Source organism: Actinomadura sp. NPDC048394 (genome assembly GCF_040651755.1).
In the GTDB taxonomy this organism is placed as follows: domain Bacteria; phylum Actinomycetota; class Actinomycetes; order Streptosporangiales; family Streptosporangiaceae; genus Spirillospora; species Spirillospora montaniterrae.
The window spans coordinates 45,294-57,748 of the sequence record NZ_JBEZJL010000026.1; the positions used below are offsets into that span (position 1 = coordinate 45,294).

At 73.6% G+C, this 12,455-nt stretch carries 12 protein-coding genes; 6 read left to right on the top strand and 6 right to left on the bottom strand.

Features of this window, described 5'->3' with window-relative positions; genetic code table 11:
• Positions 1-43: 43 nt before the first annotated feature.
• Both AB0C78_RS20490 and AB0C78_RS20495 read right to left on the bottom strand, forming a co-directional pair.
• The gene (locus tag AB0C78_RS20490; protein WP_360750143.1) at positions 44-1,009 is read right to left on the bottom strand and encodes an RNA polymerase subunit sigma-70; all 966 of its coding nucleotides are present in this window, start codon (positions 1,007-1,009) and stop codon (positions 44-46) included.
• Between the two features lie 79 nt (positions 1,010-1,088).
• Positions 1,089-1,547, bottom strand: a complete 459-nt coding sequence (locus AB0C78_RS20495; RefSeq protein WP_360750145.1) for a nuclear transport factor 2 family protein — start codon at positions 1,545-1,547, stop codon at positions 1,089-1,091.
• A gap of 166 nt (positions 1,548-1,713) precedes the next feature.
• Between AB0C78_RS20495 and AB0C78_RS20500 the strand changes: the two genes are divergently transcribed.
• From AB0C78_RS20500 to AB0C78_RS20510, 3 genes are all read left to right on the top strand, one after another.
• Positions 1,714-2,163, top strand: a complete 450-nt coding sequence (locus tag AB0C78_RS20500; RefSeq protein ID WP_360750147.1) for a group II truncated hemoglobin — start codon at positions 1,714-1,716, stop codon at positions 2,161-2,163.
• Between the two features lie 87 nt (positions 2,164-2,250).
• On the top strand, positions 2,251-3,246 hold the full coding sequence (locus tag AB0C78_RS20505) for a 2-dehydropantoate 2-reductase (RefSeq protein WP_360750149.1): 996 nt from the start codon (positions 2,251-2,253) through the stop codon (positions 3,244-3,246).
• 119 nt (positions 3,247-3,365) lie between these two features.
• Positions 3,366-4,001 (top strand): hypothetical protein, encoded by a 636-nt coding sequence (locus tag AB0C78_RS20510; protein WP_360750151.1) that lies wholly within the window; start codon positions 3,366-3,368, stop codon positions 3,999-4,001.
• A gap of 7 nt (positions 4,002-4,008) precedes the next feature.
• On the opposite strand, the gene AB0C78_RS20515 is transcribed toward AB0C78_RS20510, so the two are convergent.
• The gene (locus AB0C78_RS20515) at positions 4,009-5,496 is read right to left on the bottom strand and encodes a hypothetical protein (protein ID WP_360750153.1); all 1,488 of its coding nucleotides are present in this window, start codon (positions 5,494-5,496) and stop codon (positions 4,009-4,011) included.
• Between the two features lie 233 nt (positions 5,497-5,729).
• On the opposite strand from AB0C78_RS20515, the gene glnII reads away from it, so the two are divergent.
• Positions 5,730-6,743 (top strand): glutamine synthetase GlnII, encoded by a 1,014-nt coding sequence (gene glnII / locus AB0C78_RS20520; protein WP_360750155.1) that lies wholly within the window; start codon positions 5,730-5,732, stop codon positions 6,741-6,743.
• 175 nt (positions 6,744-6,918) lie between these two features.
• Complete coding sequence (locus AB0C78_RS20525) at positions 6,919-7,551, top strand: hypothetical protein (protein ID WP_360750157.1); 633 nt, start codon at positions 6,919-6,921, stop codon at positions 7,549-7,551.
• Here AB0C78_RS20525 and AB0C78_RS20530 read toward each other — a convergent pair.
• From AB0C78_RS20530 to AB0C78_RS20540, 3 genes are all read right to left on the bottom strand, one after another.
• A complete protein-coding gene (locus AB0C78_RS20530; protein ID WP_360750159.1) occupies positions 7,532-8,401 on the bottom strand; it encodes a hypothetical protein in 870 nt (289 codons plus the stop codon). The genes AB0C78_RS20525 and AB0C78_RS20530 overlap by 20 nt on opposite strands.
• Before the next feature lie 61 nt (positions 8,402-8,462).
• Positions 8,463-8,915: a universal stress protein gene (locus tag AB0C78_RS20535; protein WP_151542472.1), complete on the bottom strand. Its 453-nt coding sequence runs from the start codon at positions 8,913-8,915 to the stop codon at positions 8,463-8,465.
• Between the two features lie 34 nt (positions 8,916-8,949).
• Positions 8,950-10,824 (bottom strand): HD domain-containing protein, encoded by a 1,875-nt coding sequence (locus tag AB0C78_RS20540; protein ID WP_360750161.1) that lies wholly within the window; start codon positions 10,822-10,824, stop codon positions 8,950-8,952.
• A gap of 330 nt (positions 10,825-11,154) precedes the next feature.
• On the opposite strand from AB0C78_RS20540, the gene AB0C78_RS20545 reads away from it, so the two are divergent.
• On the top strand, positions 11,155-12,342 hold the full coding sequence (locus AB0C78_RS20545; protein WP_360750163.1) for an alpha/beta hydrolase: 1,188 nt from the start codon (positions 11,155-11,157) through the stop codon (positions 12,340-12,342).
• The last annotated feature ends 113 nt before the right edge of the window (positions 12,343-12,455 follow it).

The window sequence follows — 12,455 nt, forward strand, 5'->3', positions numbered from 1 at the left end:
TTAGGTGTTCCTCGGGACGGGACCGGTCGCGGACGCGGCCGGGTCAGCTGGTGAGCGCGGGAGCGAGCCCGAACGTCGGGACGAGGCTCGGGTCGTTGAAGGACGTGATGCGGGCGACGCGCGGCCCGATCAGCGTGAGGACCTGGACGCCGTACGCCTCGTACCGGCCGGCGGCGGAGCGGCGGTAGACGACGCAGGCGGGCTGGCCGTTGGCGTGAGTGGGGACCATGCGCCACAGGCCCGGGCTTCGCAGGACGACCGCGGCCAGGAACCCGAGCACCGCGTCCCGTCCGGTGAACCACGTCGGGGTCGGCGGCATCTCCAGCTCGACGTCGGCCCTCAGCAGCTCGATCAGCGCGGCGGGATCGGCCCGCGCGAACGCCTCGACGTAGTCGTCGAGCAGGGCGCGGCGGGACTCCTCGTCGGGCTCGGCGAGGTCCTCCTCGACCGGGCCGGCCTCGGCGAGGCGGGCCCGGGCGCGGCGGAGGACGCCGTCGACCGCGGTGGTCGTGGTCCCGAGGATCTCGGCGACCTCGGCGGTCCGGAACGCCAGGACGTCGCGGAGCGTCAGCACCGCCCGCTGCCGGGCGGGCAGGAGCTGGAGCGCGGCGATGAGCGCGAGCCGCACTCCGGCCCGTCCGGCGACCACCGCCGCGGGATCGTCGCCGTCCAGCAGCGCGTCCGGTACGGGTTGGAGCCACAGCATCGCCGGCTCGTCGGGCGCGAGGGCCGTCCGGTGGTCGTCGGACGGGGCGCCGAGCCCGGACGGCACCGGCCGCCGCGGCCGCTTCTCCAGCGCGGTCAGGCACCTCCGGGTGGCGATCGCGTACAGCCACCGGCGCAGCGACGAGCGCCCCTCGAACCGGTCGAAGGCGCGCCACGCGCGCAGATAGGTGTCCTGGACGAGGTCCTCGGCCTCGTGGATCGAGCCGAGCATCCGGTAGCAGTGGGCGAGCAGTTCCGGCCGGAACGGCTCGGCGAGGGCGGCGAACTCCGTGTCGGATCGCATCGGGCTCCCTTCGGCGGGACGGTCGATATCAAGACCGTCCGCCCGAGGAGAATCCGACGCGGGAGCGCTGTGGCCTACGTCACACCCTGCCCCCGCGGACGGGGCGGGGCGCGGAGCCGCCGAGCGGCGTCGTGTCGAGGTACCTGACCTCGTAGACCCGTTCGGTGAACCTCCAGCCGTCCGGGGTGCGCCGGTAGCGATCGTGGTAGACGGCGAAGTTCACGCCCTCGATGCCGTCGAGGGTGCGGACGATCTCCTGGATGTAGGCGCGGCCCGTCGCGGTGTCGCCGTCGAGCTCGATCACGCCCGGATGCGTCGTCTGGACGAAGAAGTCCCACCGGGCCTGGAGCTTCTCGCCGCCGGTGCGGATCTCCTCGCGGCCCGTCATCTCGACGGGGACGTTGGGCATCCGCAGCACGCCGTCCTCGGTGAACAGCGACGCCAGGCGGGGGCGGTCGCGCATCATCGCCGCGTCCGAGAACTCGGCGCGCAGCGCCTCGATCTCGACGCGGTCGGCGATGGCCTGCAGATCGGTCATGGTGCTCTCCTAACCTCGTTCCTCCCCTCTATGACGAGACAGGCGGCCGAAACGTGAGGTGGCGCCACCGGGCCGGCCGGCGGCCGGAACCGGCGATCCGGTGGACAAGGGATCCGGCGGCTGCGATAAACGGCTTGTACGCGACACGGCGAGCCCAGGCGGGGACATGCGGACGCTGTACGAGCACGCGGGCGGCCACGAAGGCCTGCACCGGTTCATCGATGTCTTCTACGCCTCGCTGCTGGCGGACCCGCTGCTGAAGCCGCTGTTCGGCGAGGGGCGGCCCACGCACGTCGAGCACCTGACGGCCTTCACCGCCGAGACGTTCGGCGGCCCCGACACCTTCTCGCGGGAGATGGGCGGCTTCGCCCACCTCATCGACGTGCACCGCCATCTGCAGATCACCGAGGAGCAGCGGCGCAGGTTCGTCGAGCTGTACATGGCGGCCGCCGACGCCACGGGCCTGCCCGACGACGCGCCGTTCCGGCAGGCGCTGCTCGAGCACGTCGAGTTCGGTTCGCAGGTCGCGAAGCAGAACTCGCACGCCAAGACCGACGACGAACTGCATCCGCTGCGCGAGGTCCCCCGCTGGGACTGGCCCGCCGGAACCTCCTGACCCAGGACCCCTCGGCCGGGCGCAAGGCCGATGATCTCGACGCATAAGGTGTGGAGGTCACGGACGTCCAGGTCGAACGGGGCTTACATGCGTTACGTCATCATCGGCGCCGGGGCGATCGGCGGCGCGGTCGGCGGCCGTCTGCAGCAGGCGGGCCAGGACGTGGTGCTGGTCGCACGCGGCGCGCAGTACGAGGCGCTGCGCGAGCGCGGGCTGCGGCTCGTCGGACCGGACGGCTCCTTCGACCTTCCGGTCCCGGCCGTCGACGGTCCCGAGGCGCTCGACCTGACCCCCGACGACGTGCTCGTGCTCGCCGTGAAGACCCAGGACGCGGTCGCGGCCCTGGACGCGTGGGCGCCGCGCCCGGTCGCCGGCGGCGGGACGGCGGCGGAGCGCCTGCCGCTGGTGTGCGCCCAGAACGGCGTGGAGGCCGAACGGCTGGCGTTGCGCCGCTTCCGCCGCGTCTACGGAATGTGCGTGTTCCTCCCGGCGAGCTACCTGGAGCCGGGCGCCGTCACCGTCCGCTGCGCGCCGTACACCGGGGCGCTCAACCTCGGACGCTACCCGTCCGGCGCCGACGAGACCGCCCACCGCATCGCCGAAGGGCTGGAGAAGGCGAACTTCCTCGTGCCCGTCACGCCGGAGGTGATGCGCTGGAAGTACGCGAAGCTGCTCGGCAACCTCGCGAACGCGGTCGAGGCCGTCTGCGGCTCGCAGGCCGGCGACGACGCGAAGTCCCTGATCGCGCGTGCGCGCGCGGAGGCCGTCGAGGTCCTGGACGCGGCGGGCATCGACCGCGCCACCGACGACGAGCAGCGCGACCTGCGGTCCGGCCGCGTCGAGGTGCGGCCGGTCGAGGGCGGCGCCCCCGCCGGCGGTTCGACCTGGCAGAGCCTGCGGCGCGGCAGCACCTCCGTCGAGGCGGACTACCTCAACGGCGAGATCGTGCTCCTCGGACGCCTCCACGGCATAGCGACACCCGTCAACGAGACGCTCCTGCGAGTCGCGAACGACTTCGCCCGCACCGCCCGCGAACCCGGCTCAATGACCCCCACCGCCCTCACCGCCCAAATCCCCGCATGACGATCGGCGCCTTGACCACCGCCCGCCGACACGGAAAACCCCGGATTCAGACGAAGACCGACCACCGCCCGCACCCCCGGTCTACCCTCTGAAGGCCCCCCGGCCCCCGGAGGTAAACCATGCCCGACCCCCAAGACGCGAGTTCCGAGGTGCGCTTCCGGCCTTCCGGCTGGACGCTGTACGGCGGGGGGCTCGCATGGGCGGGGGTTCCGGCGGCCGCCGCCGCCCTTTTCTGGGGTGTCGTCGCAATGGCCCATTGGGGAGGCCCGGATTTCCGGATGGGCGTTCTGCTTGAAGTGCGATCCCTGATCTTCGGCGGTCTCCTCACCCTCTTTTCGCTGACGTGGTGCGGTCTCCTCGCTTACGGGGCCATCAAGACGCGGCGGATCTGGGGCCGTTATCGGCGCCCGCCTGCCGTGCTCCGAGCGGACGGGGTCCGGTTCCAGGCGCGCCGAGGTGACGTCACCGTCCCCTGGGCTGACATTGAGCAGATGGTCCTGCGACATGCCCTGAAAGGGCGAAAGCCAGTTTCTGCGGTGCGCATCCGGCTCGCTCCGGACGCCGCACTGCTGCGCGGCGGCGAGGTTCGTCCCCCTACCGGCCGGTGGCTGGTGGTCGGCGTTCTGCCTTACGACGTCGACATCCCCATGGCGGAAGCAGTCGAAAGAATCAAGCAGGCCGCGGGGCCGCGCCTCGAAATACTCGATACTTCCCACGCCGCGGAATCTCCGGGCGCGAACACCGACGCCCCGTGATCGCGAGTCAGCCTTCCCTGCGCGCCTGGATCGTCGATTGCAGTTTCGTGCCGACGACCGCGGACGCGAGTGCCGCCGGATCCACGGTTCCCTTCTGGAGAAGCTGACCGAGCGTGTTGCTCGCCGCGGTCACGCTGATCGAGCCGCTGTCGAGGTCGCTCGCCAGCGCGTCCAGCCTCATGGCACCGGGTCCGCCCTGCGCGGCCAGAGACCGGAGCGTGGACGACATCGCCGAGGCCGAACCGCCGATCGCTCCGCCCGCACCCCCGAGGAGCCCACCCCACATCAGGGACTCCAGCGCCGCCTTGCCCAGTTTCGGGTCGTCGCCGAACGCCCCGGCGACGGAGTTGCTGAAGGGAAGCGCCATGCCCGCCGTGAGCGCCCCCTTGCCGCCGCCGACGATCGACTTCGCGGTGATGGAGGAGAGGGTGCTGATCGCGTTCTCGATCGCCGCCGCCAGCTTTCCGCCGTTGAGCGCGAAGTCTTCGATGACGTAGGAGATCCTCGCGGCGATGCCGGCGTCGAGGGCGTCGGTGAGGGCCTGGGCGGTCTCGAAGGTGAGGGCGGCGACGAGCTGGCCGACGATGAAGGAGACCACCAGCTGGGCGATCAGCTCTTCGACGTCGTGCTTGAGCCGCCGGATGGCCTGGGCCTGGTCGGCGCAGGCGTAGCCGGCGTGTTCGCAGCCCTGGATCGCCATGGTCAGGCTGCCGGCGTTCGCGTCGGTCAGTCCTTGGACGTACTTCGCGAACCGGTCCGCGGCGGGGCCCTGGTTGTCGGAGATGACGTAGGCCGTGTAGCGCTGGAGGTCGGACCATGCCGTGTCGAGGGCGCCGGCCAGGTCCTTCCAGGCGCCGGCGGCCTCCTCCATCTTGGACACGTCGCCGGACGGCCAGGGGCCGCCGATCGAGAGGGAACCCGTCTTCTTCCACGCGTTCGCGTCGGGCGCGACGTCGGGCCGGGGGTTCGGGGTGGTCGGCGTCGAGGGTGTGTGCGCCGGATGCGGTCTCGGGGTGGACTTCGGAGGCACCGAGGGAGCGGCGCCGGGCGAGGGCATGGGGGCGTCGGTGCGGATCGTCGTGGCGGGTCCGGGGTCGGGCGGGACGTCGGGCGGTTCGGGGAAGCCGCCGGTCTGCATGATCTGGTGGTTCGACCGGCCCAGTGCCTCGCCTATGCGGGCGGCCCGGCGGGTGACGTCGGCCTCGGCGATGCCGTACGTCCTGGCCATCATCTGGACGCCGCCGCCGATGCCCTGGATGTCGACGGCGAGTTGCCGCGCGATGCCGAGGAGCGCGTTCTGGGCGGGCTCGTAGCTGGAGGCGAACGGCTTGTCGGGGAGGGAGTGACCCCAGAACGGGCCCAGGTCGTGGAGGCGTTCGCGTGCGCTGGACTCGGCGTCCGCCAGGGTCCGCCCCACCTCGATGTAGCGCGGCGCGTAGTAGAGCAGCTGGGTGATCGAGTACTTGACGTCGGCGGAGAGTCCTTTGGGGGTCAAGGTCCCACTCCCTGGAGGACGGCGGTGTTGACTGAGGCTAACAGGAGTTGTTGCCATGCCTTGGTGGTTTCGGTGGTCCTGATCACGGCCCGTGGGATGTGAGGAGGGACTCGGGGCCAGGGTGGCGTGTTACATGGCGTTCACATTTGGGCAACAGGTGCGAAATGGCTGGTTGGCAGCGTGGTGGGTGCCGCGGAACCCACAAGGCCCGGCAGTGAGCGAAGGGATCGACGTTGAGCTACAAGGCCGAGTACATCTGGATCGACGGCACCGAGCCCACCGCGCGGCTGCGGTCCAAGACCAGGATCCTCCCCGACGGTGCCGACCTGCCGGACTGGGGCTTCGACGGCTCCAGCACGAACCAGGCCCCCGGGGACCACTCGGACTGCGTGCTCAAGCCGGTGTTCTCCTGCCCCGACCCGCTGCGCGGCGGTGACCACAAGCTCGTCCTGTGCGAGGTGTACCTCGTCGACGGGACGCCGCACAAGACCAACACGCGCGCCGAGCTGCGCCCGATCGCGGAGCAGTACGCCGACCAGGACTCCTGGTACGGCATCGAGCAGGAGTACACCTTCTTCAAGGACGGCCGCCCGCTCGGCTTCCCCGAGCGCGGCTTCCCGGCGCCGCAGGGCTTCTACTACTGCGGTGTCGGCGCCGACGAGGTGTTCGGCCGCGAGATCGTCGAGCGGCACCTCGACGCCTGCATCGACGCCGGCCTGAAGATCTCCGGCATCAACGCCGAGGTCATGCCCGGGCAGTGGGAGTTCCAGATCGGCCCGGCGGGGCCGCTGGAGGTCGGCGACCACATGTGGATCGCGCGGTGGCTGCTCTACCGCATCGCCGAGGAGTTCGACGTGTCCGCGACGCTCGACCCGAAGCCGGTCGAGGGCGACTGGAACGGCGCCGGCGCGCACACCAACTTCTCGACGAAGGCGATGCGCGAGAACTACGACGCCATCATCACCGCCTGCGAGGCCCTCGCCGAGCGCGCGCAGGAGCACGTCCAGGGCTATGGCGCCGACATCCAGCGCCGCCTGACCGGCATGCACGAGACGGCGCCGTGGAGCGAGTTCAGCTACGGCGTGTCGAACCGCGGCGCGTCCGTGCGGATCCCGTGGCAGGTCGAGGTGGAGAAGAAGGGCTACATCGAGGACCGCCGCCCGAACGCCAACGTCGACCCGTACGTGGTGGCCCGGCTCATCACCGGCACCTGCTGCGCGGCGCTGGAGAAGGCCGGCCAGGTCTGACCGAACGCACGGCGAAGGGCCCCGGGAAGCGTGCTTCCCGGGGCCCTTCGCGTTCCGCGAAGAACGCCGCTATGACCAGTGACGGGGCCAAACATCTGCAAATTGTTGTGCTTGTGAGAGTTCCCCCTATCGGTGCCGGGTAGCACCTACATCGTTCGCACCGGGGGGAGGGAACATGCCCGATACGCCATTCGGGCGGTACCCCGGCGGCCTGCCGGGCAGGCACGCCGGCCGTCCTGCGCCACGGCCGTACGAGCGGTCGTTCCGGTGTCCCTCCACGGCGCGGCGGCGCCGGGCGGAGGCTCCGGCGAGGAGGTACCAGGAGTTCGTCGCCCTGCACGAGGAGATCTCGGCGGGCTCGGCGCTCCCGCTCCGGCCACTGTGGTGGGCGGGGATCGCGGCGGCACTGGCCGCCGGCGGCATGGCGTTCGCGGCCGTGATGGGGCTGCGCGGCCTGTTCGGGCTGGACGTGCCGGTGTTCGCGGGCGGGCACACCGCGGCGGGACCGGCGGCGACGAGCTACGCGCTGGTCGCGATGGCCGGGACGATCCAGGCGACCGCGCTGATGCACCTGCTGCTGGCGACGGCGGCGCGCCCGATCCGGGCGTTCGCGTGGATCGGCGGGTTCGCGGTCGTGCTGCTGACGCTCCTGCCGCTGCTGCTGAACGGCCCGCCCGACGCGGCGGTGGCGACCGCGTGCGTCAACCTCATCGGCGGGACGTCGGTGGTCGTTCTGCTCGCGGGGGTGGTCGCCGCCGGCTCGCGGCCGTTCTGGCCGGACCGGCCGTTCAGGCGCGGCCGACCGTGATGGCCAGCGGGTCCGGCGCGGACGACGACGACACGCGCACGTGCCGGAGCCGCCTCCACACCTGGACGTCCACCGTGCCCTCCGGCGCGAGGACGCCGAGTTCGCGGTGCATGCCGGAGAAGCCGAGGCAGAGCGAGACGTCCCAGGTGCCGCGCGGCAGCGGGTCGTCGACGAACGCCCGCGTGACGGGCAGCGCGGCGCGGTAGCCGAGCCGGTCGTCGGTCTCCTCGAGCGCGGCGATGACCTCGAAGGTGCGGCGGGTGTCCCGCTCGGTGAGGATCAGCGTCCCGGAGACCGGCATGCTGAGCCACCGCCGGTCGATGTGCCCGGTGATGACGACCTCGGCGCGGCGCTCGTCCCAGGCGACCCCGTCGGCGGACGTCGTGCCGGCGACGTGCGAGCGGCCGCCGACGTCGATGGACAGCGTCCCGCGCCCGCCGAAGTAGGCGGCGACGGTGACCGCGCCCGGCAGGAACCGCCGCTGCGGGGAGGTGTCGAGGCCGGGCGCGCGTTCGGGCCCGAGGTCGACGACGCGCCCCTCGGGCGGCGCGCCGATCGCGAGGCCGACGTCCCAGAGCCCGCCGGGCAGCGGTTCGCCGCGCTCGACGGACGCGACGTCCACCAGCGCCTCGAAGGTGACGAGGCCGTTCTCGGCGCCGACGGACGCGGGCAGCCGCAGCAGCCCGTCGCCGTCGCGCTCGCGCAGCAGCAGCTCCATCTCCGGCGCCGCCGGCAGGTCGTCGTCGCGCCTGATCGCGCCGGCGACGCGGAGCGCGGACCCCGCCCAGCCGACCTCCGTCAGGTAAGGCTCCGACATCGCCGCCCCCGCCTCGTCCTCCGCACGGTTCACCGGACCCGTTCCCCCGCCGCCGCCGTCCAACCTGACCGCCGCGCCGCCGGGCGCGGGCGGGTCACGGGACGACGGTCACCGGCCAGCGGCCGGTGCGGACCAGCTTGACCGCGACGGACCCGATCAGCCGGTGCCCGGCCTGCGCGGACGCGCCGACGATCACCGCGTCCGCGCGGTTCTCGTCGGCGATGCGGGAGATCACGGTGAACGGGTCGCCCTGCTCGGTGACGAACTCGTAGCGGACGTCGGCGTTCGCGGCGGCGCGTTCCAGCTCGCGGCGCAGGTCGTCGGCGACGGCCTCGCCGGCCTCCCGCATCACCGCGGCGCCGCCGGCGGTGAGGGTGGACAGCGCGGCGATCCGCTCGACGTGCACGAGGATCAGCCGTGCCCCGCCGCGGCGCGCGAGGCCCCACGCGTACGCGCCGGCGTGCAGCGAGGTCTCCGACCCGTCGACGCCGGCCACGATCACCTTCGGCCCGTCCACGCCGTACTCGAACGGCCCCTCGCCGGTCATGCGATCATCACGCCGACCAGAGTAGTCGGGAATGTCAGAGACGGGTGAAGCGGGCCACCAGGTCGTCGAGGCCGAGCGCCCCGGCCGCGAGCGCCCCGTACATCTGGTCGATCTCGCCGTAGCCGAGGTCGCGGGCGACGGCGAGCGAGTCGCCGCGCGCCTCCGCGGCGAGCAGGTCGAGCCGCCGCTGCGCGAGGGCCCGGACGAGGGTGCGGCGCCCGGCGTCGGCGGCCTCCTCCGCGCGCCGCAGCGCGAGGCTCCGCCGGATGTGCATGCGCGCCGGGACCGTCACGGCGAAGTCGAGCCAGTCCTCGGACGGGGAGCCGGCCGGGTCGGTGAGCACCTCCACGACGTTGCCGGTGCGGACCTGCACCGACATCGGCGCGAGCCGGCCGTTGACGACGGCGCCGATGCAGCGGTCACCGGTGCCGGGGTCCAGCGCGTAGGCGAAGTCGAGCGCGGTCGCGCCCTCGGGCAGCGGCACGGCGCGGCCGTCCGGGGTGAACGCGGCGAGGTGCCCGGCGGCGAGGTCGGCGCGCAGGCCGTCGAGGAAGTCGGCGGACGGCGCGTTGGACTGCCAGGCCAGCAGCCGGCTCAGCCACGCCAGGTCGCGGCGGCCCGCGACGGCGTCGGCGGTGGCGGCGTCGTCGCGGGCCTGCCGGATGTGCGCGACGATGCCGTACTCGGCGACCGGGTGCATCGCCTCGCTGCGCACGATCACGTCGAACGGGTCGCCGTCCGGGCTGATGACGCGGGTGTGCAGCGACCGGTACATGTTGTCCTTCGGCATCGCGATGTGGTCGCGGACCTGCCCGGCGACGGGGTGCAGCGCGGCGTGCACCGCGCCGAGCGCGATGTAGCAGTCGCGTTCCTCGCCGTCGACCAGCACCAGGAGACGCGCCGCCTCGCACGGCCGCAGCCCGGTGAGGTCGCCGCCGGACGACACGTGCACCGCGTACAGGTGCGACGGACGGATCTGCACGCGCGCGCGGACGCCGTGCTCGGCGAGCGCGTCCCGCATCCGCGCGACCGCCGGCGCGAACACCGCGTCGGCCCGCCGCAGCGCGGCCCGGACGGCGCGGTCGGTCGCGGCGTGCGCCTCGGGGGCGCGCGCGGCGAACGCCAGGTCGTCCATCTCCCGCTTCAGCACGTGGATGCCGAGCCGTTCGGCGAAGGGGACGAGCAGCTCCTGGGATGCCTTGGCGTACGGGGCCCGCTTGTGCGCGGGCCGGTAGCGCAGGGTCCGCAGGTTGTGCAGCCGGTCCGACAGCTTGATGACCAGGACGCGCAGGTCGGCCGCCGCGGCCAGCACGATCTTGCGGAACGTCTCGGCCTCGGCGCGCTCGCCCCACCGGCTCCCGTCCAGCTTCGTCACGCCGTCGACGAGGACGGCGACCTCCTCGCCGAAGTCGGCGCGGAGCTCGCCGAGCGTGTAGGGGGTGTCCTCGACGGTGTCGTGCAGCAGCGCGGCGACGAGGGTGGTGGTGTCCATCCCCATCCCGGCGAGGATCATCGCGACGGCCAGCGGATGGGTGATGTACGGCGCGCCCGATTTCCGGAGCTGCCCGCGGTGCAGCCGCTCGGCGACCTCGTACCCGCGCAGCAACTCCGCCTCGTCGCCGCCCGGGCAGGCGGACCGGTGGACGGCGAGGAGCGGCGCGACGGCGGGGCCGACCGGCCCGTCCGCGGCGGCGGACCGGAGGCGGCGCAGCGGCAGCCGGGCCGGACCGCGCGGGAGCCGGTCCGGGCCGCGCGGCACCCGCGACGCGGCGCCGGGCGCCCGCCGGACCGGCGGGAGACCGAACCGCCCGCGCGCCGGGACGGGCGCGCCCGGGAGCGCGGCCCCGCCCTCCGGTGCGCCCGCGGCGGAGGCCGTGCCTGTGGAGTTCGCCGGATCGAGGGTCGTCATCACGCACCCACCTGCCGCCCGCCCCGGTAGCGCCCCTGCTACTGGGTGTAACCGACATTATGCGCGACGTCGCGGCGGTGGCGCGAGAGCGGGGCGTTCGCGTCGGGCCGGCGCCGCCGGGCGGCCGCTGGAGCGTGCCACCGCCGGACCGGCCCGCACGCCCATTACGGACCCGCCGGGCCACGCTGTCAAGACGATTTAACACGCGCTTCACACGGCGGAGATTTCCCGGCCGCCCTGACCAGTGTATTAATGCGGTGAAGGGCGCCGGGCCGCCTTTGGTCAATGGCCTCGCGCCGCGCTCTGTCAGGACGGTTGGATAATGGCGAAATGATCCTCTCCCCGCGAGGCGTGCGCGACGCCGCCGCCAATGCCGTCCAGCTCGCCCGGCACGGCCATCTCGCCGATCTGCGGCCGATGCCGGCGGATCCGGTGGAGGGCGGCGGGGAGGCCCGCGGGGTGCGCCGCTACCGGCCGCCGGAGGGGGTGGTCCCGGCGGGGCCGCCGGTGCTGTTCGTGCCGCCGCCCGCCGCGCCGGCCCGCTGCTACGACCTGCGCCGTGGGTGCAGCCTCGCCGAGCACGTGGTGCGCGCGGGACGGCGCAGCTACCTGCTCGACCGCGACCCCGCCGACCCCGCCGACCCGGCCGGGTTCGCTGGGCCCGCCGGGTCCGCGGGGCGGGCGGAAGGCGACGCCGGCCTGCGCGAATGGGTCCGCGACCTGCTGCCCGGCGCGATCCGCGCGGTCAGCCGGGACGCGGGCGGGCAGCCCGTCCAGCTCGTCGGCTGGTCCCTGGGCGGGGTGGTGGCGCTGCTCGCCGCCGCCGACGACCCGGCCCTGCCGATCGCGTCGATCGCCGCGATCGCCGCGCCGGTCGACGTCCGCGCGGCGCGGCTGCCCGTCCGGCTGCCGGCGCCGCACCTGCCCGCCGCGCCGCCGTGGCCCGGGCTCGCCCGCGCCGCCGCGGCGGAGGCCTTCGCCGGACCGTTCGGCGCGCCGTTCGGCGGCGCGCCGGGCGCGCTGATGAAACGCGTCCGCCGGGCGACCGGAATCGACAAAGGCCTGCTCCGCCCCTACCGGACGCTGACCCACCTCGACAATGCCGATTTCCTCGCCCAGATCGAAGCCGTCGAACAATTCACCGACACCGTCACCAGGTTCACCGGGCGCACCGCGCGGCGCATTCACCGCGCCCTTTTCCAGGACAACGCGCTCGCCGCGGGCGGCCTGGACATCGACGGCCGGCGGGTCGAGCTGCGCCGCGTCGGCGTGCCGGTTCTGGCCATCGCCGGGCGCGGCGACGGCGTCGCGCCCGTCCGGTCCGTCCTGCCGCTGATCCGGCTGCTGCCCGGCGCGCCGAAGGTCCGGTTCGAGGTCGCCGCCGGCGGCCACCTCGACGTGCTGACCGGACGGTCCGCGCGGGCGACCACCTGGGCGCACCTGGACCGCTGGCTGGACGAGGGAACGGTCCGGCACGGGATCCGCCGGCAGCGCCGCGCGCCCGCCGTCACCGGCTAGCCGCCCGGCGCGGCCGACCGTCCGGCGCGGCTGACCGCCCGGTCGCACCGGCGGCGGGTCTTCCGCAGGCCAAGGAAGCGTCCAAAGTCCTTTGCGGTGCCGCCATCAGCGCG